General features: G+C 43.0%; 27 protein-coding genes. All 27 read left to right on the top strand.

Translation table 11 applies throughout. The features are described from left to right. The first annotated feature begins 255 nt into the window (after positions 1-255). The 27 genes from WBG78_RS23200 to WBG78_RS23070 all read left to right on the top strand — a co-directional run bounded on the left by WBG78_RS23200 (position 256) and on the right by WBG78_RS23070 (position 24,745). Positions 256-639, top strand: a complete 384-nt coding sequence (locus tag WBG78_RS23200; protein ID WP_337328890.1) for a RidA family protein — start codon at positions 256-258, stop codon at positions 637-639. A 168-nt stretch (positions 640-807) separates the two neighbouring features. Beyond that, positions 808-1,203: a hypothetical protein gene (locus tag WBG78_RS23195; protein WP_337328889.1), complete on the top strand. Its 396-nt coding sequence runs from the start codon at positions 808-810 to the stop codon at positions 1,201-1,203. Between the two features lie 776 nt (positions 1,204-1,979). Further along, on the top strand, positions 1,980-2,717 hold the full coding sequence (locus WBG78_RS23190; RefSeq protein ID WP_337328888.1) for an SGNH/GDSL hydrolase family protein: 738 nt from the start codon (positions 1,980-1,982) through the stop codon (positions 2,715-2,717). A gap of 156 nt (positions 2,718-2,873) precedes the next feature. Continuing rightward, entirely contained in the window at positions 2,874-4,328 is a 1,455-nt protein-coding gene (locus tag WBG78_RS23185; RefSeq protein WP_337328887.1) for a sulfatase family protein, read from the top strand. Between the two features lie 106 nt (positions 4,329-4,434). Further along, on the top strand, positions 4,435-4,956 hold the full coding sequence (locus tag WBG78_RS23180) for a hypothetical protein (protein ID WP_337328886.1): 522 nt from the start codon (positions 4,435-4,437) through the stop codon (positions 4,954-4,956). Positions 4,957-5,082: 126 nt separating this feature from the next. Beyond that, positions 5,083-5,283: a hypothetical protein gene (locus WBG78_RS23175; RefSeq protein WP_337328885.1), complete on the top strand. Its 201-nt coding sequence runs from the start codon at positions 5,083-5,085 to the stop codon at positions 5,281-5,283. Further along, on the top strand, positions 5,249-6,469 hold the full coding sequence (locus WBG78_RS23170; protein WP_337328884.1) for a serine hydrolase domain-containing protein: 1,221 nt from the start codon (positions 5,249-5,251) through the stop codon (positions 6,467-6,469). Before WBG78_RS23175 ends, WBG78_RS23170 begins: the two co-directional genes overlap by 35 nt. 77 nt (positions 6,470-6,546) lie before the next feature. Next, a complete protein-coding gene (locus WBG78_RS23165; RefSeq protein ID WP_337328883.1) occupies positions 6,547-7,167 on the top strand; it encodes a WG repeat-containing protein in 621 nt (206 codons plus the stop codon). A gap of 84 nt (positions 7,168-7,251) precedes the next feature. After that, positions 7,252-8,085 (top strand): hypothetical protein, encoded by an 834-nt coding sequence (locus WBG78_RS23160; RefSeq protein WP_337328882.1) that lies wholly within the window; start codon positions 7,252-7,254, stop codon positions 8,083-8,085. Between the two features lie 647 nt (positions 8,086-8,732). Further along, complete coding sequence (locus WBG78_RS23155; protein WP_337328881.1) at positions 8,733-10,604, top strand: mucoidy inhibitor MuiA family protein; 1,872 nt, start codon at positions 8,733-8,735, stop codon at positions 10,602-10,604. A 135-nt stretch (positions 10,605-10,739) separates the two neighbouring features. Next, positions 10,740-11,420: a phospholipase D-like domain-containing protein gene (locus WBG78_RS23150; protein WP_337328880.1), complete on the top strand. Its 681-nt coding sequence runs from the start codon at positions 10,740-10,742 to the stop codon at positions 11,418-11,420. Positions 11,421-11,522: 102 nt separating this feature from the next. After that, positions 11,523-12,305 carry an NYN domain-containing protein gene (locus WBG78_RS23145; RefSeq protein WP_337328879.1) on the top strand — a complete coding sequence of 261 codons (783 nt, stop codon included), beginning with the start codon at positions 11,523-11,525 and terminating at the stop codon, positions 12,303-12,305. A 145-nt stretch (positions 12,306-12,450) separates the two neighbouring features. Continuing rightward, positions 12,451-12,915 (top strand): VOC family protein, encoded by a 465-nt coding sequence (locus WBG78_RS23140; protein ID WP_337328878.1) that lies wholly within the window; start codon positions 12,451-12,453, stop codon positions 12,913-12,915. A 75-nt stretch (positions 12,916-12,990) separates the two neighbouring features. Beyond that, the gene (locus WBG78_RS23135; protein WP_337328877.1) at positions 12,991-13,413 is read left to right on the top strand and encodes a VOC family protein; all 423 of its coding nucleotides are present in this window, start codon (positions 12,991-12,993) and stop codon (positions 13,411-13,413) included. A 9-nt stretch (positions 13,414-13,422) separates the two neighbouring features. Next, positions 13,423-14,298 (top strand): helix-turn-helix domain-containing protein, encoded by an 876-nt coding sequence (locus WBG78_RS23130; protein ID WP_337328876.1) that lies wholly within the window; start codon positions 13,423-13,425, stop codon positions 14,296-14,298. 67 nt (positions 14,299-14,365) lie between these two features. Then, a complete protein-coding gene (locus tag WBG78_RS23125) occupies positions 14,366-15,103 on the top strand; it encodes an SDR family oxidoreductase (RefSeq protein WP_337328875.1) in 738 nt (245 codons plus the stop codon). Positions 15,104-15,280: 177 nt separating this feature from the next. Continuing rightward, positions 15,281-15,595 carry a hypothetical protein gene (locus WBG78_RS23120; RefSeq protein WP_337328874.1) on the top strand — a complete coding sequence of 105 codons (315 nt, stop codon included), beginning with the start codon at positions 15,281-15,283 and terminating at the stop codon, positions 15,593-15,595. A 304-nt stretch (positions 15,596-15,899) separates the two neighbouring features. After that, the gene (locus WBG78_RS23115) at positions 15,900-16,697 is read left to right on the top strand and encodes an ATP-grasp domain-containing protein (RefSeq protein ID WP_337328873.1); all 798 of its coding nucleotides are present in this window, start codon (positions 15,900-15,902) and stop codon (positions 16,695-16,697) included. 100 nt (positions 16,698-16,797) lie between these two features. Then, positions 16,798-17,178: a VOC family protein gene (locus tag WBG78_RS23110; RefSeq protein ID WP_337328872.1), complete on the top strand. Its 381-nt coding sequence runs from the start codon at positions 16,798-16,800 to the stop codon at positions 17,176-17,178. A gap of 109 nt (positions 17,179-17,287) precedes the next feature. Further along, entirely contained in the window at positions 17,288-17,782 is a 495-nt protein-coding gene (locus tag WBG78_RS23105; RefSeq protein ID WP_337328871.1) for a hypothetical protein, read from the top strand. Beyond that, positions 17,779-18,342 carry an HAD family hydrolase gene (locus WBG78_RS23100; RefSeq protein ID WP_337328870.1) on the top strand — a complete coding sequence of 188 codons (564 nt, stop codon included), beginning with the start codon at positions 17,779-17,781 and terminating at the stop codon, positions 18,340-18,342. Before WBG78_RS23105 ends, WBG78_RS23100 begins: the two co-directional genes overlap by 4 nt. Positions 18,343-18,418: 76 nt before the next feature. Then, on the top strand, positions 18,419-19,582 hold the full coding sequence (locus WBG78_RS23095) for a metallophosphoesterase (RefSeq protein WP_337328869.1): 1,164 nt from the start codon (positions 18,419-18,421) through the stop codon (positions 19,580-19,582). Between the two features lie 195 nt (positions 19,583-19,777). Further along, positions 19,778-20,491: a hypothetical protein gene (locus WBG78_RS23090; protein WP_337328868.1), complete on the top strand. Its 714-nt coding sequence runs from the start codon at positions 19,778-19,780 to the stop codon at positions 20,489-20,491. Positions 20,492-20,661: 170 nt separating this feature from the next. Then, positions 20,662-21,345 carry a transglycosylase domain-containing protein gene (locus WBG78_RS23085; RefSeq protein ID WP_337328867.1) on the top strand — a complete coding sequence of 228 codons (684 nt, stop codon included), beginning with the start codon at positions 20,662-20,664 and terminating at the stop codon, positions 21,343-21,345. 108 nt (positions 21,346-21,453) lie between these two features. Then, on the top strand, positions 21,454-22,014 hold the full coding sequence (locus tag WBG78_RS23080) for a hypothetical protein (protein ID WP_337328866.1): 561 nt from the start codon (positions 21,454-21,456) through the stop codon (positions 22,012-22,014). Between the two features lie 12 nt (positions 22,015-22,026). After that, positions 22,027-22,950 (top strand): DUF4272 domain-containing protein, encoded by a 924-nt coding sequence (locus WBG78_RS23075; protein WP_337328865.1) that lies wholly within the window; start codon positions 22,027-22,029, stop codon positions 22,948-22,950. Positions 22,951-23,029: 79 nt separating this feature from the next. Next, positions 23,030-24,745 carry a hypothetical protein gene (locus WBG78_RS23070; protein ID WP_337328864.1) on the top strand — a complete coding sequence of 572 codons (1,716 nt, stop codon included), beginning with the start codon at positions 23,030-23,032 and terminating at the stop codon, positions 24,743-24,745. Positions 24,746-24,880: the final 135 nt, after the last annotated feature.

The raw sequence follows: 24,880 nt of genomic DNA, 5'->3' as shown, positions 1-24,880 counted from the left end.
CAACGACACGAACGCTGGACTACATTACAATGGCTCAGGTTGGTTGGATTATAGTTTTCACTTAAGACGTTTACTCAGAGTGGATAATTTCAATTTGGACGATGAGGATCCAGGTGGACAGATACGAATAAATGCTGGCTAACAAAAGTTATAACTCATTGGCCATGCTTTGTGTATTGTTATTTCGGTAAGGTAAATGCGTTATAACCAGACCTTAGCAACAGCGCGGAACGTTAGACACTCAAAATATTTCTAATGAATACAAGAAGGAATTTCAACAGTTTGAGAGCTCCCAGAATGAGTGACGCTTTTCCGCAGGCAGTGATAGCTGATAACCTCATATTTATCTCGGGCACCCCGGGAATCGACCATACTACCGGACAGATTATCAGTTCCGACTTTGAACAACAGGTGCGACAAAGCTTTTCTAACATTAAGGCGATTCTGGAAGATGCTGGGTCTGACATGTCAAAGGTTATTAAGACTACCATTTTTATGGTAGCAGGAAATGACTTCGCAGTAATAAATAAGGTTTACGTCGAGTTTTTTCCTAAAAATGCACCGGCGAGAAGCACACCCCAGGTTATGCCTTTTCCTGCGGGGATATTGGTGTCTATTGAATGTATTGCCCAGATTTAACACACGAACGACAAAGAGCTGACTGCGCTGCCAGCTACTAACGAAATGTATACTCCATGGCGCTGACACGGAGGACATTTTTTATATTGGCTCAGCACCACGGCTTATACATTGACATTATCTGCAAGCCTTTTTTGGGAAGAGTGTAAATATTAATAATCAACAACAATGTCGGACGTTATTTTGAAGTTTTGGCCCAAGGACGAAGTAAAGGAAATAAAGACTCAAAGAATTATAGCTGAGCTGACGGAGGCGAAGGTTCTTGGCGAGTCGACTGAGTTTTGGGGTAAGCCTGCCTTTAAGCCAGGACAAGCAATCAATGATTATTTTGAACCGAAGCTTAGCAGTGAATGGGCTAAATCATATTTTCCTTCCATAGCATTAACAGTTGCGGACAAAGACTATGGAGTTGTGGAAGGTGAAGAGGACTTCGAATACATTGATAGATTAAATGTAGTCTCCATAAAAGGCGGTGAGGCCGCTTTTGATAAATGGGATAAGATGTGCGAGAAATTGAAATCAATTACTGGGGATAATTACGAAGGCGGATGGGAGCTGTTGTAAAATGGCCAGCCGCTAACAAAGTGTACGTGCCACAGCGGAGGCGCGGTACAAATTTGTATTAGATTTTCAAAGTAACGTTCGGTCACGGTGGACAGCATGCTGCCAGAGTTTGATGATTAATAATTAATTTGGACTGCCGGTACGTTTTACATGCGAACGCTGTAGGGAATTAAACACCAGCAAGATGATTGACATAGTATTGGAATCTGGGAGAAAAGTTACGGTAGACGGATTCGTCTATGGTCGGACCTATGGTGGATTATTAGAGGGAAGTCCTGATCTCAAAACCAATAAAAGAATTTTGGAATGGCAAAATGCCCAAGTGAGTGGGGGCCACGAAAGGTATTGATGTTAGAACCATCAGGCCAAGATCTCGAAAATTGGTTACCTCCGTCTATATATAAGGTTTGGTTGACATCAATCGACCCAATTGATAAGTCATTTATGGGATCGGAACTAGTGGTTATTTGGTTTGACGAGAACCCAGGACAAAGAAGCATTAAAGAAATAATAGAAAACGGAATACGAAAAGTAGACTGGGACAAGAATGCGAAGGATTTTGACTACTGACAAGTAACGCCTTACAACACAAGCTATAGGTCATAGCCGGGTTTAGAGTAAAAGAAAAGTATTATCTTTTAAATCACGTTTGGTCTCATACGATAGATCTGGCAGGTCGCGCTAAGCATTCCACTAATGCTCCGTTAATTAGCGCTCCTATTCCGGCACGCGTTATAGCCAAACGTTACCTGTCAATTGCCGAACCTTCCATGAATATGAAAATCCTTTTTCTGGGAAATAGCATAACCAGGGGGCAGATCGGGGAAAGCTTTGTTGCGTCAATCCAGATCGACAATCCGATTTGGAGCATTCATAACGCAGGAGTAGATGGCGACACTTTAAAAAACATCTCTGACAGACTAGTCAACATACTTTCGGACGGCTCAGAGTACGATTTTGTTGTAATCGAAGCCGGGCATAACGACATCATTTTACCTCAATTCAATAAGAAAGGACTGCTGTTCCAATTTGCCTTAGGTCACCTGCTTAGACACGGACGCCAGCCGTTGGGAGTAGAAGACTTTAGGGTGGAATATTTAGGAATGATAAAGCTGCTTAGAGAAAAAACAAAGGGAAGAATCGTTTTGACTACTCTTAGCTGTATAAATGAAAATCTACTTTCAGAAACTAACCTGATAAGAATTGAGTATAACAAGGTTATCAGAGCCATTACGAAAGAAGCGAATTGCCTTCTTGCCGACGTATCTGAGGCGTTCGAAACAGTATTGAAGGAAAGTAGTCAGACGGATTATCTTTTAGAGAGTTTCTTATCTTCAGTGTATTTTGACAAGAAGATATGTCGGCAAAAGGGAGGAGTTCAAAAGCTGAGCAAGAAAAGAAAACTAACGTTGACAATCGACGGCATTCATCTAAATGAAGAGGGAGCGAACATATACAGGCGAACAATTGAGAAAAGTATAAGTGAAGCGGCAGGTGACGTCGTACATAAATAATTGCTGGCAAGTACTTAGTTTGACACGGTGACAATGCGACGAGATTAAATCCGCTTTTTTCATCACCAATATGCTGCCAATACAAATTGACAGAATATCCAAAAAGTAGATAGCTTTGTTGGCAGCGGCATCAGACTACATGCGCGCTCCTGGACCATGAAGAATTACCGACAGTTAATCATCCTTATTCTGCTGAATCTTTCAGTAGTGAATGTCTACGCACAAAGCCATGTCACTCCGGCTCCCAACATTGTTCTAATCTTTTTGGATGACATGGGTAACGGGGATCTGGGCCTTACCGGCGCGACGAATTACGCAACCCCCTCAATTGACAAAATGGGAATGGAGGGGATACGTTTTACAAACTTCCTGACTGCTCAGGCCGTTTGCTCTGCTTCACGCGCTGGATTGCTTACCGGTTGTTATCCAAACCGGATAGGTTTTTCGGGAGCGCTTTTCCCCAATAGTCCGACGGGCATTAATTCATCGGAAGTGACGCTTGCTGAACTGGTAAAGCAGAAAGGTTACTCAACAGCTATCGTTGGTAAGTGGCACCTGGGGGATAGTCGCGAATTTCTTCCTTTACAGCATGGTTTTGATGAATACTTTGGCTTGCCTTACTCCAATGATATGTGGCCCGTTGACTATGCAGGTAAGCCGGCAACAGATTGGAAGAAGGATCGTTTTCCACCCTTGTTTCTCATCGACGGCAATGAAAAGAAGACCCCTGTAGAAACGCTGGGAGATCAGTCCCTGCTCACGCAAAGGTATACGCAGCGTGCTGTTGATTTTATTAAACGCAACAAGAAGAACCCTTTTTTCTTGTACCTCGCGCACAATATGCCTCACGTGCCTATCAATGCATCAGCACAATTTAAAGGCAAAAGCAAACAGGGCTTATACGGCGATGTGATGATGGAGATCGACTGGTCTGTTGGTGAGGTACTGAAAGCATTGCGCGAGAATGGATTGGACAACAAAACCATCGTCATCTTTACAAGCGACAATGGCCCGTGGATGAATTACGGAAATCATGCCGGATCAACGGGTGGGTTAAGGGAAGCGAAAGGAAGCTCTTTTGAGGGTGGTATGCGGGTGCCTTGCCTTATGCGATGGAAAGGAACCATTCAGGGTGGTCTGATCTCAAACAGTTTGTCGTCGACTATCGATATCTTTCCCACCATCGCCGAATTATTGCAACTTGAGCTGCCCACACACAAGATTGATGGCGTCAGTCTTGTTCCCATCATTAAAGGTGATGTCTCTGCTGAGCCCAGAAAGGAATTCTATTATTACTATAGAAAAAATAACCTGGAGGCCGTCCGGTTAGATCAGTGGAAGCTGGTGCTGCCCCATCCCGGCAGGACGCACGAAAATTATGAACCTGGAAAGGATGGATATCCGGGGGATCTGAATGAGAATTTTCCTTTTGGAAAGGCACTATATGACTTGCGCCGTGATCCGGGAGAGCGTTACGACGTTAAGACCGAGTATCCCGAAATAGTTAAGGAGCTTGAGGCGCTGGCTGAAAAAGCCCGGGAAGATTTGGGTGACGACTTGTCTCAGCGGGTGGGTAAAAACGTTAGGATCGCTGGCGTGAAACAACCGTAGAGTGCTTCGCGCGGATGCCTCCTGGCCAGCTAAGTTTTATGCCCTGGTTTCAACAATCAGCCAAAGTTAAATCCCCGGCAAACACCAGCACTAGCAAGATGCTCCCATGAAGAACTTTCTATTGAACTTTTGGTCCTTGCTCACCCCGAAAAAGGAAAAGTCTGACGGATCCGGGCCGGAGGAGCTCTCCGAAGAAGAAATCGGAGAACGAACCCGGACGAAAAAGCAACAATATGAAGAGGATCTAAGGGAGAAAAGAAGTCGTGACGTTGAATTCGTCTGGTGCCTCGTAGGAAACATTATAGGTGAGCATCCGGTTGGAGTGGACAAGGAACTAAGAGCGGGTACAAAACATTTTTCACCTGGCACAAAAGTATACTGCTTCCCACCTCAATGGGGAGATGGCTATGAGAAAATACGTGTCATTGGCCGGCCACGACAGAGTTCAAGGTTCATCAAGGTCGTTATAAGTAGCAGTCTCGTGACCAATTGGAGACTGCAGCAAGTGTTTAAGCCCCGGATCAAGAAAGAGATGATTAAGAATAATGGTTGGAATGAAACGGATGAATCGAAGGAAAGGATCTTGATTTTGTTGGATTCAATTCTTAAAAATAGAGGTGGACACTAGCACGATGCCCGTGAGACCAGCCGCAGAAGGCACCGAAGCCTATTGATTACTCATGGAGTTTAGTAGGTGTCCGCGTTGTGCTACGGCGATGTACGTAATACCGTTTTAGAAATTAATCTATCGACTATGAAATGTCCTTTTCTATTGCTGCTATACTTTGTCGTGGCATCGGGCATTTCACTCGGACAGCAAAAGCATACTACTGGAGGAATAGCAGATAAACTCGATACATATCTTATTTCTGCAAACACGGCATTTAGGTTTAATGGCTCGGTGCTGGTAGCTCAGCACGGTGAGATTCTTTTGCAGAGGCTATGGCTGGAGTAATACAACCACCAGGGCCCACAACGCCCCGGATACAAGGTTCCCGATACTTTCTATTACCAAGACTTTCACAGCAACAGTGATTTTGAAATTGCAGGAAGATGGTAAACTATCGGTCCAGGACAGACTAACGAAATATTTTCCGGATTATCCAAACGGACGCAAGATCAGGATCCATCATTTGTTAACGCATACTTCTGGTATATACAATTACACTGAGCCCGTTGGCGTCGAAGATTCTGCCCTGGTGAATCATCCTATCTCAAGACAAAAGATACTGGATGTTTTTGAGAATGCACCTGTCGGGTTTGAACCAGGAAAGGGATATAGCTACAATAACTCCGGGTATTTTCTGCTGGGACTGATAATCGAAAAGGTTACCGGCAAGCCGTATGAAATGGTTGTCCGGGAACTCATCTTCAGTCGCCTGGGCATGACGAATTCCGGATTTGATTTTCTTAAACTTCCTGATTCCTTAAAAGCAAAAGGATATGAATTCATGGATTCTGAAAAGGCAATCCCTTACAAACACTATGATTCGACCTTTGCTTATTCTGCAGGAAGCATTTACAGCACGGTAGCTGATATGTACAAATGGGCGCGAGCTGTCGCAAATCAGCAAATTCTAACATCGGATTCCTGGAAGGTGGCCGTTACTCCTGAAGGGCCACCCAAGATTGGCGGGTATGGGTATGGTTGGATGACAGGAGAGTTTTCCGGACACCGATATGTGAGGCATTCAGGCGGATATCCAGGTTACATGTCCGAGTTTGTATACTATCCCGAAACTAAATTGATTATTATTCTCCTTAACAACTTTGGGACCTATGACGAAAATATTTGGGCGACTGCCATGGGTATCACATCAATTGCTTTCAATGAGCCCTATGACAATTGGAAATCCAGAAAAGAAGTCAAAGTTGACCTGAGAATTCTGCAGCGATACGTGGGCACGTATGAATATGTTGATAAGCGGGTGTCCAAACATAAGATTGTCGTACGACTAGAAAATGACGACATTGTTATGGATGTCCCTGGCCTGTCGTTGAAGCTGTATCCGGAGAGTGAAAATGTTTTCTATTTTAAAAGCTTTAACACTGAGTGCAGGTTCGGGATAGATGCAAAAGGTGACGTTAGATTGAATACCCATGAACATGGACGGGATTTCGAATTGAAGCGACTTCAATGAACCACAGACGCATGACAATAGCTGCCAGACCGCATAACTTTATAGACTGACATTTGCAGCAACACATAGATTACAGGATGAGAGAACTACTACTAATCGCCATTGGAATAACAACCTTGTTGTCTTGTTCTGATAAGGAAAGTTTGAAGTCCGAGAAATTTGTAGTTCATAGTTCTACGTCTGGAAATAGCTATCTGTATTCGATAGTGAATTCTAAGAACGACACAATTCTAAAACTAGACCCGGAGAAGTATTGGGTTTGTTTTGATGATACAGTCGAAAACTTTTTGGTGGTTGCACCAAAGGACAAAAAGGGCTGGTGGGCAATTGACTTTAAGGAAAACTTCCTATTCCAGGTTTATAACACAAGCGAAGGAGAGCCATCACCAGATGAACTCAATTTCAATAGGATAAGAATTGTCGACGAGGCTGGGAAAATAGGGTTTGCAGACGAAACGGGAAAAGTTGTGATTACACCTGCATTTGAACAGGCCACTGCCTTTAACAAAGACTATGCGATAATTGGGGAGAGTTGTCGAAAAATTCCCTGGGATACAACGCATACTGAGGCTGGCTGCAATCACTATTCAATTGAGTGCGCCAGAAATGGATACATTGACAAAGCAGGAAATGTTATGGATGTCGGACTGTACACCCTTGAGGAACTATGGGATAAACTTGACTTCCCTGAAAGATGAAGTTGGTACTGCTGCCGGCAATATTAATCATCCGATAGGGTTTGATATCTAAATAAGAAACGACAACCAGAACGATAACGATAAATGTTTCAGGAAATAATTGAGAGCGTTGCAAAGACCGAAGAATTACAGAAGGAAACTATTCATAATCTTAGACTCGTGAATTCATACCTTGGTAGTATCACTACTGCGACAAAGGATAAACTTAGGGCAATAAAGAAAAAGTACAATTTTGATAATAGACAAAATATTATCCCGAACCCTGCAAACGACACGCATTTGGAGTTTATCAAGGGATTGGGCGAGTACAACATTCTGGTTTTCCTCGCCGACAAGACTGGAGTTTATGATAACGACAAAGAGCTTGGAGTAATAATTCGGGAATGGCCATATGCCAACTTCCTGACAATTGACAACGACATTGAACTAGGGAAGTACTATAAGATAGTTGACAACATATTTTATACCTGGCTAAGTTTTCTTTGGCAAACAGTTGAGGGGCATGAAACAAAACTATCCGTGAAAATCATTGAGAATAATAGCTCTTCAATATTTTGCCTGAATGACTTTGCCTGGTATGACCTGTCAAAGTTTATAGATTATATTGAGCCAGTAAAACCGAAAGACAGATTCTTCAATCGCGACCTTGGATTGGCTGAGATTTATTCCAGGGTAGATATAAGATTCAGCTTTTTGGAAGTACCGGAACGCACCAGGGCATTTCAAAGGAATGAGGAGTTAAAGGAAGTTGTATTAAAACAGGGCTTCACATTTGTTGACAATGTCCAGCTAGGACAAGGTGCTTTTGAATCAGTGAATGACTTTCTTAAGATCAAGCATCGGCAGATAATGTATGTGGATGTGATAAATGATTTATTGAAAGATGACTGGACTGATGTGACATTTCAGGGGACATGAACCAACGCCCTGCCCTCCAGGCCGCAACGTCGCATGCCAGGAACGTTAGATGCAATTCACGCGGATGATTCGGATTAGAAAAATGGAAATCGGAAGACCAACATGGGAGACAAAGCAAATTTGCCCTTGCTGCGGACAAGGTTATCCGGTATTTTGCTATTGCACTAAATGTGGTTTCCTGACATTGAGATGTAATGAGATGGGCGATTTATTTAAGAATCCAAAAAGCTCAAATGAGGGCATGGTTGACAAATGTCCGAACTGTGGGCAAGAGGACGCAATTAATTTCGAAACAGCTGACTCCGACAGAATCTTGAAAGCCGGATTCACAACGGCGGATTACCAGTAGGTTTGTGAAGTGCAAAGCTGACGGAATACATAAAAATCTTTGCGGTTTTTGGGACATGCACTATATGGCGATTTGATTTGTGTATGCATCAGCATTCCGTCCGCAATGATGGGCGTTGTAAAGCAAGGTATATTGATATCCTGTTATTAAGAACTTATAACTGTTAGAGACCGCTAACGAGCGGTCAATACAACGGCTTAAAGCTTCACGTTCGGGCATTTGCTCCGAAAAAATTCGACTAACTATTTATGGAATAAATGACCGGAAGGCATCATAGCATAAAAAGCCTATGAGACTTATGTGTACAATCCTCAGCCTATTTATTGTTTCAGAACTGTATTCCCAGACGTTTAAGGAGAAAGAGGTAAAAACGGAGATTAACGAAGTGACCGTGTTCCTCAATGGAGCGCAGGTATTTGAATCGGGGACCACAACTATTCCGGCAGGGAAGACTATTCTGAAAATCAGGAACCTATCGCCGTACCTTGACGAGAAAAGCCTGCAAGTGAAAGCTGATGGAGATTTTACGATCCTGTCAGTTAATCACAAGCTTAATTTTCTTAGTGAGTTAAAGAAGGATGCGAAAATTGACAGTTTGAAAAAGGCCGCAGACGCCATTGAACTGGCAATGGCCCGTGACAACGCGCGACTAGGCGTCTTGAAGGAAAAGCAGAGCCTGCTAAACGAGAACAAAAATTTGGGAGGAGAAACATCAGGAGCGACGATCACGCAACTTAAGCAGGCCATTGAGTTTTATGAATCAGAAATTTCAAAAATTAAAGAGGAAGAAATTAGTACGAATAAGCACCTGGAGTTGAAGAAAAAGGAGCATGGCAAAATTGAACAACAACTCAAAGAGCTGAATGAACAGAACTCGTTGCCAGCTAGTGAAGTTGAAATAGGAGTCAGCGCTGAACAGCAGGTCAACACTAAAGTGAATATTAGCTATCTGGTCGCCAATGCCGGGTGGTATCCCAAATACGACATTCGGGTGGAGAACATTAAGAGTCCGCTGGAGTTGACCTATAGAGCAGAGGTATTTCAAAATACTGGTGTGGATTGGAAAAATGTTAAGCTTAGATTTTCAAATGGTGACCCCAACCAGAGCGGTGTCGTCCCTGAACTCAATGCATGGAATCTGAACTATGCCAGAAATACGACGTATGAAAATTCCCTCTACGGAATGGCTGTGTCTAATTCAATAAGGAACGTAAGAGGAATCGTTATAAGTGAATCCGATGGTAAACCCATTCCGGGGGTAAATGTACTCGTCAAGGGCACGACAGTTGGAACCACGACGGGCGCGGGCGGGGATTACAGTCTTACCTTGCCAAACAATGCCTCCACTCTGGTGTTTTCATTCATAGGACTTGTTACACAAGAAGTAGCAATCTCAAAACCTGATTTGAATATCAGGATGCAGGACGATGTAACACAATTGTCCGAAGTCGTTGTTACGGGTTACGGTGCTGAGAGAGCTTTACAAGGACGGATGGCTGGCGTACAAATCAGGGGAAGTAAGAGCATTGCCAAACCAGTTCCAACCACTGTTATTGAGAATCAGACAACAGTTGAAATTGAGGTAGCCACTCCGTACACAGTGAAGTCAAATGGAGAGAAGATTCAGGTTGATTTGAAAAAACATCAGATCGAATCCGTGTACGAATACTATGCCATTCCGAAGTTGGATAAGGATGCATTTTTGGTTGCACAAATAATCAATTGGGACCAATACAATTTGCTTGAGGGTGAAGCTAACCTGTACTTTGAAGACGCGTATGTAGGAAGGACTATATTGAATGCGAAATCACTCCAGGACACACTGGCAATATCGTTGGGTCGTGACAAGAGCATTGTGATTGGCAGAGAGAAGAACGAACAATTCTCGAAGAGAAAAACGATCGGTAGCAACGTAGTTGAGACGCGCGGGTTTAAAATAATTGCACGGAATAAGAAATCTCAACCTATTAAGCTCACAATTTTTGACCAGATTCCAGTCTCGGTAGTAAGCGATATCACCGTTGGCCCGTTAGAGTTGACATCAGGCCAGATTGATCCAAAGACCGGAAAGGTGAAATGGGAGTTAACGATAGATGGACAACAACAAAAGGACATCAATCTTCAATACGAAGTAAAGTACCCGAAGAGAGAGAAAGTTGTTTTGGAGTAGAGTCATCGCCACCAAACAAAATGCTCGTACTACGGGCCGGTTCGGCGCAGGTATCAAAAGTTATTCCTTAATTTGGTTTTTGGAACATCGGAGACTTCGAAGTAGGCTCTCCTGGTGTTGACAAAACGCAAAGACATGGATCAAATTATTGAATACCTTCACGCCAGCACTGCCGATGACTTTCTGTCGAAGCAGGAGAAGCGTACGTTGAAAGAGCTAATTGCAGATCATCCCCTGGACGCAAATCAGATAAATGTTATACGCAGCAAGGTTTTCGAAATAGCCAGTCAGAAAGCCAACGGCGAAAATGTTCAATTTGTTTTGGATTGGGTGAAATCAACTACCTCTGCACTGCAGACTCCGTTACCTGACCTGGATGCCTATTTCAGTCCGGGCGACACCTGTCGCAATGCCATTACAAAGCAGATCAGTACCGCCAGCCAGAATTTATTGGTGTGTGTGTTTACGATCAGTGATGACATCATTACCGAATCGCTTATTGCGGCACATCGCAGAGGTGTAACTATTCGATTGATCACAGACAATGAGAAGTCGTTCGACAAAGGTTCTGATATTGCCCAGCTCGCCCGCGAAGGAATTGAATTGCGCATGGATACAAGTCCGAATCACATGCATCACAAGTTTATGGTGGTGGACAAGCATAGCGTGCTTACCGGCAGCTATAACTGGACACGCGGCGCCGCGCGGTTTAATCATGAGAATATTATTGTAACAAAAGACCCAGGAACTGTTCGGGCGTTTACGCATGAGTTCGAGAAGTTATGGCCCACAATGGCGCCATACGATCTGCGATAGGTCATGTTACCCGAGCAATGCCGCTCCGGACTCATTTGGTGATAACTTACGGCAGCGGGTAACGACCATACTCTTAACAAATGCGACTGCTGTAGCAAGACTATGAAGACAACAGAAGATATAAGGATTGCTGTTTTGATTGATGCGGACAATGTTCCATCAGCTAACATCAAAGGTATGCTTGAGGAAATAGCGAAGTACGGTACTCCAACATTCAAACGTATTTATGCAGACTGGACCAAGCCCAACCTGACTGGTTGGAAAAGTGTTCTCCTGGAGAATGCAATCACACCTATACAACAGTACGGCTATACAACCGGTAAGAATGCAACCGACTCTGCCATGATAATTGATGCGATGGATATTCTATACTCGGAGAAGGTCGACGCATTTGCTATTGTATCCAGCGACAGTGATTTCACAAGACTTGCTACCAGACTTCGGGAGGCGGGTATGATTGTTATTGGACTTGGTGAACGGAAAACCCCGAACCCCTTTATTGTTTCGTGCGATAAATTTATCTACCTGGAAATATTGACCCCTGTGACAGTGGTGCCAGATGCAGTCAAAACGACAAAGTCTGAATCTCATAAAACGGAAAAAAGGGTTACTGCTCCAGGTAATAAGCCGGCACTTCAAAAGGTGAACAAGGAAACGATTCTCTTAATTGCTAACTCAATTACCGACTTGGCGGATGACACGGGTTGGGCGTTCTTAGGAGAGGTTGGAAATCTGATCATAAAGAAGCAAAAGGATTTTGATCCCAGAAATTTCGGCTATAATAAGCTGGGCCAGATGTTAAAGAGTGTTGATAAATTTGAAGTTGACGAGCGAGGAACCGACAAGAAGGGTATTAAGATGGTTTACGTCAGGTTGAAGGCATAACTGGTGACTTGTCGCGAGACCCTCAATCACAACTTTCCTGTCTGCTTAAATAATAACGTTGCAGGGTATTTTGAAATAAAGCAACCAGCGACTAAACTTATAGTGTTCTTAACTCCGGCTGATTAACTCATAAATGTGTTAAAATATGACTTCGCAGAAGATTACGCCCTATTTGTGGGTAGAGAAAGATGCCAAAGCTGTAGCAGATTATTACTTATCCATTTTTAAGGGAGGTAAGCTGAAGGATTTTCGCAAGTTCGGCAGTGACGAAAGTGGGAATGACGCAGGGATAGAAACAGCTGTGATTGAAATAGCAGGAATGGAGTTTAGTATTTTGGCAGCCGGTCCACTCTTTAAATTTAATGAAGCAGTTTCGTTTGTTGTCAACACAAAAGACCAGGCTGAGACGGATTATTATTGGGAAGCGCTCACGAAAAATGGTGGCGAGGAAGGATCCTGTGGATGGTGCAAAGATAAATATGGATTATCGTGGCAGGTTGTCCCAACTGAATATTTTGAATTGATACATAACGATAATCAAACGGTAAGAGAAAAAGCAATGAAGAAAACATTGACGCAGAGAAAACTGATACTCGCAGAACTCAAATAAAATTTGAGGGTCTATTGAACTTGATCAAATGTTGACCGTTATTTTATATCGAAGGTCTATCGTTAAACGTTACTTATGAGCTCAAATAACCAACAGGTAATTCCAATGCTAGCCTATGAAGATGGCGTTGAGGCAATGAATTGGCTGTGTAAGACATTCGGCTTTCTGGAGAAGACAAAAATGCTGGACGATAATGGTAGACTTGCACATGGCGAGATAGCAATGGGGAAAAGTATAATAATGGTGGCATCTCCAAGCCCTGACTATCAAAGTCCGGCTCATCATAGTGAAATGTGCGAGTCAATGGCCAGGTGGCGTGAAGTTCCGTATATTTTTAATGGTGTGCTGGTATACGTCGATGACGTTAAAAAGCATTTTCAGACTGCAAAGGATAATGGGGCGGTGATCCTTTCAGATGTAGAAGAGGGGGGGCCGGGTAGCCGGTATAGAGTTGAGGATTTGGAGGGGCATCGGTGGATGTTTATGGAAAGGGGTTGAGCAGGCACCATGGAAGATACTAACAGAAAATTCGAAGGTTCACAAAACGACAGAGTGAGTATAAAAGTTGTTTCGAATGAGAGCCCCTACCTGTCTGCCGATCTTCAGCAAAAGCTGTTACAACCCCGTAGGCTATCCTCTTACTTTATCGTGCTGATCGACAGCGGCACTATTACATATAACATCGACTTACAGGATATCACGCTTACGGACGGTCACTTGCTGTTTGCAATGCCCAACCAGGTATTCACACCTCCGGCTAAAACTGCGGACCTTAAGTATTTCAAGGTATTGTTTGATGAAAACACACTCGCATTACTGCCACAGCATTTTCCTTTTCTGGTTAATCCTTTAAACTCGCAAACCATCATTTTTGACGATGTGACAAGGGAAAGAGTGAGGAAGGTGTTTGAAATTTTACATCACATACTTTACGCCGATAAACCTGTGACCGACACTGAAATAGTGTTGGCTTACCTGAATTCGCTGTTAGTAGAATTAAATAGTGCCTATTTCAAAAACAATGAACCAGTTAACAGCTTAAACACTAACCTGTCAAAGTTTATTGAATTCAAACTAATGGTAGAAACCCATCTTACTGAGCAGCCTTCTGTGCATACAATAGCTGAGAAATTGGAGTTAACGACAAACAGCTTATACCGGATTGTAAAGGAGTATTCAGGTGTTTCGCCCAAGGACTTTTTTACAAGCCGTTTAATGATTGAAGCTCAGCGGAAATTGCATTACTCTAACCTTTCAGTCAAGGAAGTGGCGTATGACCTAGGCTTTAATGACCCTGCCTACTTTTCGCGGCTTTTCAAAAAATGCACCGGAAAGAGTGTAAGTGAGTTTCTGGAAGCTCAGCAAGATTCGTCAAGGCAATAGCCTGATTTGTCCATCTCCTCCGTTTCCCGGCGACCTACTTTTGCTTTCACTAACTTAAAGCAAAGAGATGAAATCAGCATTAGTAACAGGGGCTAACAGAAGCATTGGCCTTGAAGTAGCGCGACAACTGGCTCAAAAAGGAATCCATGTTTACCTCGGAAGTCGTAGTCTGGAAAACGGAATAGCGGCCGTGAATAAGTTGAAGTCGGAGGGATTAAACAACGTAGAGCCGGTTCAGCTGGACATTACAAATGACGACTCCGTGAAAAGTGCCCGCGCAGAAATAGGGAAGAGAACAAGTTCGTTGGACATCCTTATCAACAATGCAGGCATTTTCGGAGGGTACCCGCAGGCGGCGCTTAATTCAACCATAGAGCAATTCAAGGCAACTTACGAGGCAAATGTTTACGGCGCCGTAAGAGTTACCCAGGCATTTGTTGATCTGTTGAAAGGGGCTTCCGAACCTCGTATTGTGAACGTAAGTTCAAGTCAGGGTTCGATCACCTTGCACAGTGATCCTGCCTATAAATACTACGATTACAAAGGAGCCGTTTATCTTTCTTCAAAGTCGGCGCTGAATATGTATACAGTTGTTTTGGCATACGAATTAAGGGATAGTGATTTCAAAGTAAATGCCGTTTGTCCAGGATATACTAAGACGGATTTCAACGGCCACCGTGGATCGGGGACCGTTGAAGATGCAGGGAAGAGAATTGTAAAATATGCTTTGATTGACAAAGACGGACCGACCGGAAAATTCTTTAGCGAAGAAAACAACGCCGAGACGGGAGAAATTCCCTGGTAATGTTTATGCAAGCGGGGTCGCCATGTTGCTATTACCGGTAAATTCTTAATTTGGGCTAAGCAGATTCGTTGGGAAAGTCCTAAGGCCGCTCCTAACAAGAATACTTAAGCAGTGGTTATAACTATTTCCGTCAACGGACAAAGAACAGCGTTGAAGTCAAGGGCCCATCTAATGTCCATGTTAGCAACATGCAAAAAGGTCGACTTTCAGGAGATCTGGATTGAAGGGCATGGAGAAAGTGCTTTGTGCGTGATCACAAATGCCACCAGCGTATTCCTAATGTACCTGAGGCATGAAGGTGATAGCGGATTCAGATCAAACAACGTATTTGGAAACGAAAGCAAGGAACAGGAATTCAGGCTGTCCAATGGACAGGTAGACTTATACCCGGAATCATGGCTGATTGATAAAAGAAATATGGAATCAGCATTGATGGCATATTTTGATTCGGGGACTATGGACACGAGCATTGACTGGGTTAAAGAAGATTAGATGACGGCAGGTTAGCCCAACTTGAATCATGAGTGGGGATTATCACACTGAGATACGGTCGAGTACTTTTGGCAACAAACTACGGATGAGGGTTTGCACTGAAGCTTAAGTCGAAGGGCTATGTCAGGGAGGACAAACTGAGAAAGGTAATTGCACGGGGGAGGATTAAAAATGAAACTGAACTTCACCTGGCACCGGATGCTCTGGTGGCTGGAGAGCAAGAGGACGGATAACCAAAGAGGAGGCCGATAAGGTGGGAAAGTTGATTGGAGAATTTGAACAGCGATCAACCCAGGTTGCATCTATGACATCAAACACTATTAAGTGGATAGTCCAGAAAAATCTAATAAAGCCTTCCTTATTAGCGGAGTTTCGCGCGGCTTTTGCAGAGCTGCAGATTGATTTCGAAGAGATAACCGTGATTCCGTTTTCGCAGGAGCTGCCGGAATTTTCGCCTGCCGATGTAAACGTCTTTTATGGGTCAAGTACATTAATGTTAAATGCCTGGGAGCATCCGCGTTTCAGGAACGGTTTATTTTTTAATCCGCATGATTTCACGATTGAGAACTATCTTAAGAGGTGGGGAAATAAAATGCTTAATTCTGACGGCATAATAGCTCCACTCGGCACGTTTGTAGAGAAACTTACCGACAGTGAAGTAAACTGGTTTCTAAGACCAAATGGGGATGATAAGAGTTTTTCGGGGATGATTATGTCCACCTCGGACATCAGAAAATGGTACTCCTCTATAAACTCTGGTGACAGTCCGATAGTCAATTCAGATGTCGTAGTACTTGGTGCTCCTGTCAAAGAAATTGTCAGGGAATGGCGGAATTTCATTGTAAACTGTAGGGTGGTTGATAGTTCGCGTTATATGCTAAATGGACAGAAGGATGTCTCCCGTGAAGATGTGCCTAAGGAGATGATTGATTTCGCTGAAAACTGCGCGAGGGAGTACTCGCCGCATCGAATTTTTGTACTTGATGTTGCGGAAACTCGGGCAGGTTATAAAATCATAGAATGCAACTGTTTCAACGGAACTGGATTTTACGACAATGATGTGAAAGAAATAGTAAGCAAGGTTACGGCAGCGGCTAAGTAGGCTTCAAGTGATATTTCTCAATTATATGGGCTGTGTTAACTTAGTATTCCGGAGTGCATTCTCTGTCGACATTTTGTTCCTAAGATAAAACGTCACTTTTATGGACCACATCACACATTTCAAGATTAAAAGAATGAGCCCTCAACTGCTTGTGGCTGATGTTGACCGTTCAGTTGAGTTCTACACAAAAGAGTTGGACTTTGATGTTGATTTTCGCTACGAAGACTTTTATGCGGGAATTATCAAAGATGGTTGTTCTATCCATCTCAAAGAAGGTAGCCCCTCAGTTAATGAAGGGATGAGGAAGGGAGACGACGAACATTTCGATATTGTTTTTTCGGTTGAGGGGATTGATGATTTGTATAAGGAGATTTCACGCAGGTCTGTTGAGATAGTCCAACCGCTACGGAGTATGCCTTATGGAAAAGAGTTTTATTTTGCTGACCCGGACGGTCATGTCATTGCTTTCCTGGAAACGTAATTAGCAATTATGCTAACATTAGGACATATCGCAGATCAGAGGGCAATTAAGGCGTTTGAGATGATGGAGTCATGGCTAAGCAATTCATTGGGATATAACGAAATTATTAATGTTCAAGATTCGGGTCTACGATAAAAGCGACCATCCGGCGGAGAAATATTCCTGGATTCTGACAACGATAGCTTTTGCTCTTATGGGAATTTGGTATTTGATAGACGACGGCCAGCCGGGACCATTTAAATATTTACTATACATCGCCTTTGCTTTGATAATGGTGACTGCCGTTATCAGCGTAATCCACAAGGTGCGCCACTATGGACCAATTGGGGAAGTTAACAATCTTACTGTCGATGACCACTCCATTAGCTTCATGGACAAAAGAGTTCAGATATCTAACGTGTCTAAGATAGTGATACGACTTAGGTCCAAAGAAATTCAATCCAACCACATAGATAACAACTATATGGAAATCGTTACCCAACATGGTGAGACATATAAGTTTGCAGTACTGATCGGCAATAACAACGATATAATTCAAATTGGCAAAATGGTCAGTAGTTTGAAACCTAAGGTGAAAAATTTGACCTATGAGAACTACCTATGAGTATGACCGGCAAGTCGGATATCTTGATAATACTTGATCTGGACGAGACGTTGGTATATTCAACAGAGAATAGGCTCGACACAGCCGAGGATTCTCAATATGAGAAATACTTTATCTATAAAAGACCTGGCTTAGACAATTTCCTTCGACAAGTAAGTGAGCACTTTAGAATCGGTATATGGTCCTCAGCGGGAGACATCTATGTTGCTGAGGTCGTTAACAATATCGTTCCGATTGACGTTCAATTGGAGATCGTCTGGTCGAGGAGCAAATGCACGCAACGGAAAGACTTTGAGCAGGATATTTACTATTGGGAGAAGAGACTTGATAAATTGAAAAAGAAGGGATTCAGAATTGAGAAGATCATCATAGTGGACGATTCACCCGAGAAGGCCAGAGACAACTTCGGCAATGCAGTTTATGTCAAAGAGTTTAATGGGGAACCAGGCGACCGTGAACTGGAAGTTCTGTTTGATTATTTGTTGACATTGAAGCGCGTTGACAATGTAAGGGCAATTGAAAAAAGGGGCTGGAGAGAGAGGGCCCACAAGACTAGCTAAGTGTCATACCGTACCGTTGCCGATAATTTGTTATTTTGTGTACTGACACGCCTCAAATTGCCAAACATCAACTCCTATGAGCCGCTTTGCACTTATCATTCTCATGCATCTTTTCTCACTTTCCGCGTTGGCAATAGCAACGTCAGGTTATGTATTTCATGATAAGAATGGCAACGGAGTAAGAGACAAAGGTGAGGAGGGCATCAGGGGTGTAGCCGTGTCGGATCAGTTTGATGTGGTGCAAACCAATGCCGAGGGACTGTATCAACTGGATGCCAAAGGATATGGATTTGTTGTCATCAGCGTACCTGATGGTTACAAAGCAAACAAATCATACTATTTAACAACTACCGGTACCCGCAGCACGTGGGACTTTCCACTTACCAAAATTACCATTCCCCTTGAGTTCAGATTCGTTCATGCTTCCGATACACATATCAGTGAAGCAAGTTTGAATCGCACTCAACGTTTGAAAGTGTTAGCAGATTCACTCAAGCCCGAGTTCGTGTTGGTGACTGGAGACCTGATTAAGGATGCGTTGAGAGTACCTGAGAGCGAAGCGGCTTCTTTGTACGAAATGTATGTACGCGAAAGTAAAAAATTTACCATGCCGGTGTGGAGTGCCGCCGGTAATCACGAAAACTTCGGTATTGAACGACAGTCGTCCCTGGTGAGCAAGAAGAATCCGTTGTACGGAAAGAAAATGTTTCATCATTATCTGGGTCCGAATTATTATTCGTTCAACTTTGGTGGCATTCACTTCATTGCCCTGGACGATGTGGACTTCGAAGATCTTTGGTATTATGGGCATGTTGATTCTGTACAGGTAGAGTGGTTGAAGAAAGATTTGGCTGCGGTCCCCTCAGCTGTTCCGGTTGTCACCTTTGCGCACATGCCGATGTTTTCAGGAGGCATGAGCCTTTCCAACTTTGAAGAGGAGGGGCCTGGTCGTTCCCTGGAAAGACAAAAAGGTAAGTTGCATTACCGGCATGTAGTTTCCAATGCTCAGGAGTTGTTGGTTATTCTTCAAACTCACCCTTATCCGATTTCGTTAGCCGGTCATTTCCATTCCAGGCAGGTATTCAACTTCGAGTCAACCGGACAAAAGACCCGCTTCGAACAGGCGGCTGCTGTGGTGGGCAATGGGGGAGAAGGTGCTATTGAGATGCGATCGGGTATTACACTTTATACGGTGAAAGCAGGTCAGATAAGCGAAGGAAAGTTTATTCCGTTGGATTAAGGCGTGTTACTCGGCAAGCATTCTCCTGCAAATTTGACAACAGACTGCTTAAAACAAAAGGCAAAATCTTCCCTTTTCAGTTGAACTATTGCTGGAAAAGAACAGCAATAAGGGCGAATTATAGGCAGGGTCAGAATAGCGCCCTCATAAACACATAAGCACCGTTGTGGATAAACTATTAAATTGGATCATTATATGGGAATGTTTCTTTCATTGTCAGGGGTTATAGGTCGAACGCAAGATGAGGTTCGCGATAGCCTCGCTCGATATGCAGCCAGCGTTGATGGTGGGCTTCAGGAAGCTGAGTTGACAACTGACGACAAGAATTGTTGTGTTATTCAAGAGTCTAACCACAACACTACTGTATTATACCCATTCGATTATATTGAATGGGACAGGTCCTCTGAATTTTTATCAAAAGAACTAAATGCGCCCGTTTTTTCATTTCATATTCACGATGGTGATTTGTGGATGTATGTCTTGTACTTAAATGGGCAAGTACTTGATCAATTTAATCCTATTCCGGACTATTGGGACGATGGTGTTTCAGAATCAGAAATCCAAAGTTGGAAGGGTAGCGCATCAGTTGTAGCTAAGCATATTGGACTTCCGCCGGCCGAAATCGAACATTATTTGATTCGCTGGGATCTTAATGCGGAAGAAAGTCAAAAAGCCTATGATGACGATGAGTTTGCAAATGAAGATTGGCAATTGCTGGATTTTTTGCGAAAGTGTAGATTGCCCTATCCATTGGATGACGATAGAAATGCCAAAGGCCGCATTTATAAGATATGGACGAAGGAGCTAACTCTTTCACCTGAAATTAATACTAGGTCAGGACAGGTAAAAACAATTAGCCAGGAGAAGCCAATTAACCAGGCAAAGCCCTGGTGGAAATTTTGGGGATAACTGTTTACGCATATGCGGACTTTGCTCAGAGGTTAGTTATTGTCGCAGAGCAACTTAAATGAGTTAAGTTTGAAACCTCAATTGTTAATTGACTGGTTGCAGGCATCAGTGCAGTATTATACATTTTTGATTAGTTATAACGTTGTGAGTATTGGCCGTTGACATCAAATATGATACAGTATCTGAAACAAATGAATATTATACGAAAGATTGCATCACTCATCGGCTTCGCTATTGTGTCGGTCCTGCTATACTACACGGTTGTGATCTACAATGCCCGTGCAAAGACACCAACCATAGTTCACAAGGCATTGAGTTCAGAACGCATGAAGCTTGAGCTAAGTGACTTTTCAGCTAATCAACTGCGCGCACTCTTACGAATTCAGGATCAAAATTTCTACTCACACAAAGGTTTTGATGTCTCAACTCCAGGGACGGGCGTCACTACGATAAGCCAGGGCCTGGTAAAGATGTATTACTTCGACAACTTCAAGCCAGGACTTCAAAAGATCGAACAAAGCCTCATTGCCAGGTTTGCATTTGACCCCATGACTCCTAAAGACACTATTCTAAAGCTATTTATCAACGACGTCTACCTGGGACAACACAATGGCCAGTCAGTAAAAGGATTTGAGAATGCTGCCAATACCTATTTAACTAAATCGTTCAAGGATCTGACTTGGGACGAGTATTTGGGGCTGGTCGCCATGATTCGCTCTCCGAATAAGCTCCACTATATCGATGATCGGGAGGTTAATCGGGAAAGGGTCGCAAGGATTAAGAAAGTGCTGAGTGGCGAATATGTTCCTGTCGACAACAGCGATTGGCTGTACGGGCAGGAGGTAGAACTGTAGTTATTAGTGCTTCATTCGCCAGAGTAAATATGGAGGCGTTGACAGGTCTTTATTACAGGTCACTTCAATCGGCAGCGACGAATAAATAGCGAAATCAGAATCACAGGCATGGATATTCAGAGGCTTCCTAATGGTTGGTTGTTCGAACGTCACCCGGAAGCGGAAATTAGAAGATGGATCAATAATCTGAAATACTCGTATTTTAAAAGGGCCTGGGGCGGACATGCAAATGATGGCGACGAATTCATATTGGCGCTAACCTGCAAAGACAAACATGACCTCTTAAACATCTTTGCAAGACTAAACATTGAATTGAAATCAATTCCAAAGGACCATCCAAAACCAATTCCGGGAAAGCCATACACCTCCGGCGAGTATTCAGCTTTTAAAAGTGAGATCAGGGAGTTTCCGGAATACGAACAACCTAAGCATATTGAAATCCATGGTACTAAATGCTTCTGTTGGGTTGAGAACAGGAATATCAATTTCACATTTTCTGGCGGAAGAGACGGCAACCTTTACGAGGTTAGTGAGACAGATTTTGAAAATTGTAAAAGGCTTGAGGAGGTCATAACAAACAAAGGACTTACAGACAAGGTAAGTCGCGATTGTGAGAGCAGTGTAACTTGCATATCACGTAAGCGCTACCCGGACTTATTTGTCGCGTGAAATTATTTAGCTATGTCAGAATTGTTGTTGAAGAATATCAAATATGAGCCTCCACAAACTAAAACTCCAATGCTGAGCTCTGCCACATTGCAAACAGAGAATAACAATAAAAGATCAGCAATCGGGAAGCTTCGATACATGTTCAAACTGCAGCACCTTTCGATGTTATTGGCAATGGGTCTTTTGCCGCTATTCTTTGGTTGCAACAGCAGCCATTCAGGAGATAAAAATTCTGAAGTGACCGCATTGCAACAGCCCATGACAAAACCAGTTGAAAATATTGCAGCCACAAAAGAGCAGAAGGAACGAAGGGCAAAGTCGGAAGAGTATTGCAAATCCAGGAATGTACCGGTATATCAGAATCCTAACTCACTGTTTGTTGATAGTGATGAACAGGTTGGTATCAGAACCCAGGAGGAAGTTGTGGACAGGGCCCTGGCGCTTTGTTATATCGGTTTAAAGAGCGAAGGGCTTGGCAAGGATGATCTGGACCAGATGGACAAAGACTATGGCATCAGCGCTAAACTGTCGCCAAAAGAGAGAGACTATGCAACAGCAGAACAACCTACAGAGCAACAGAAAGTAGATGCAAACTGGCGATACGAGGGATTACACGTTTTGTTATGGGCGTTGGGATATATAGACACATTAAGCTATCCTGATAAAATGTGTGATGTTGCAAGCGATGTGAAAATAATTTACGAACTCAAAGAGAAGGACTTCAGGAAAAAGGCAAAGCTGAGAAGTAAGAGAGAGATTCTTGATCAGGCTGACTTAATTCTGAGACTGCACTGGGCTTGCGTAAGCGCAAGATTGGATGATAAGCAGGCACCCAGCGGACTTGACGACGGCGTAGTGTTCGAAAGGCACCATACTCTGAATTGGCTTATCAACTATTTGAACCAGGAATGGGACGATGTAACTACAGACACCTAGCCTATACTTTTCCTGTCCCAGTATGCAAAATGCGCTGCACGTTAATCTTAACTCTTACCCCGGATAATAATCAAACTACATGATGAACACGGACACAATCCTAAGGCAGTACTGGGATATTTTCATTTCACATACATGTGAGTACTATCCGCTGGACAAGTCTTTCATTGAGAAATACGAATACGAGCTTGATTGGAAGTCATTAAGTAAAAACACAGCAATAGAGTGGGACTTAGAATTTCTTAAACGATACGAAACGAGGTTTGTGTGGCACGAACTTGCAGGTAATGAGAGTATTCTTTGGACCGAGGACAAAATAGACCATTTTAAAAAGCGACTTGACTGGCACTATCTGGCGCGAAACAAAAGTTTGCCAATCACTGACAATTTTATTCAGAAGTATTCAAAGAAACTTTTTGTCGTCGAAAATAACCCGCTGTTGAATAAAGACCTGATTGAGCGATACAATATTCGTGTGTTGCCCGCAAATAATCACGACAGCCAGCAGATCAATAGTATTCCTGATGGTGGGTGGGAACAGGTGCTCAATACGAATCGATTCCACAGCAATCAAAAGCTAGTGTACGACAGCGTCTTCTTACCTATTATAGAGAACGCTGGTTTATCAAACATCTTCGGCACTAGATTCGACTATTCGCAACGATATTATTTTCTGGAACCCATCAAAGTTGACATTAGCGGGTTAACTCCTGAGTTTACGATTGATGGCGACAACCCTTTTGAAGTCTTTAATGAGGATAGAGATTTGTGCGATATCGGGTACGAACTGACTTTGATAAATGGATCTTTACAGGAGGGGCCAGACAGGCTTTATGAGGTACCAAGATTAAGTGCGACTTCTTATTACACAACGTTGCTCGTGAGCGAGAGTGTCAGGTCGGTTTTAGAGCAATTTAAATTGCCAGGGCATGTTTACCATGCCGTCAATTTAAAGATGAAGAAACTAACCACTCCGACGAAATATTTTATACTTCAAATTGAACACGACAGGCTTGTTAAGGACTTGAGGTTTTCAGGCCAGGAATACTTTTATAGCCTTAAGAGTTTAAAGGTCAGAGGCTTTGGAGTGTTCGATGGGAAGATATCTAACTATGAAGAGTATTTGCAGGCAAAAGACTCAATTGCGGACAAGCATAAAGGTCTTCATTTTGGAGTGACGGTCTATCCGAACAAATTTGAGCTCGTTTCGGACTTTGATTTATATTCTTATTCGGTTCATGGTAAGTTTATCGTAAATCAATACGTAAAGGATGCGCTGGAAAAGTACTTGCCAAATCAAATGGCCTTTAACTCAGCGCAATTGTTGAACATCAAGATTGATCAGGAAGAATACAACAGAAAGTCCGCACGAACATTTAGCACAAAGCTCAGTTCAAAGCTGACCTATCAGGAATCTTCAGAAGACAAATACTATTTCGCAAAAGCAGAGCGACTTGAGAAATCCGATCCTGTGTTTGATAAGAGTGTTCACCAGGGAAATGATGAGTTTAGTGAAAAGGAAATCGAGCTTAATGTAATCTTTCCTAAGATGTTTAAGGATAGTTACGTGCGGAAGTCTTTGGAGACAAAGAATTTTAGACTACTGCCGATTCCGAAGTTTTATATACAGAATGAGTACTCCGCGCGATATCCGGAGACCTTCAAATCCGTAGTGATCGCTGAAAACGGAATCGGCGATTCGTTGAACTTAATATTGGAGCGTGACAGCGATTACAAGCTTCAGAATCGGATATTTGAATTTTTTCACGAGACCGGTGAGTATGATGAGAGGTAGGCTTCGGCCAGAAAGCTGATTGTTTGAAGATCACTAAGAAGTTTGAAGGACTCGCCGTTGAACACGAGCTACAATATATTCGCAGAAGAGAAGAATTGTTTTGAGATAGCATTTATAAATCACTCACGCGAATCA

Origin of the sequence: Chryseolinea sp. T2 (assembly GCF_037203685.1) — a bacterium.
In the GTDB taxonomy this organism is placed as follows: Bacteria; Bacteroidota; Bacteroidia; order Cytophagales; family Cyclobacteriaceae; genus Chryseolinea.
The sequence above is the reverse complement of the archived record's forward strand: the minus strand, read 5'-3'. Positions and strand labels throughout refer to the sequence as shown.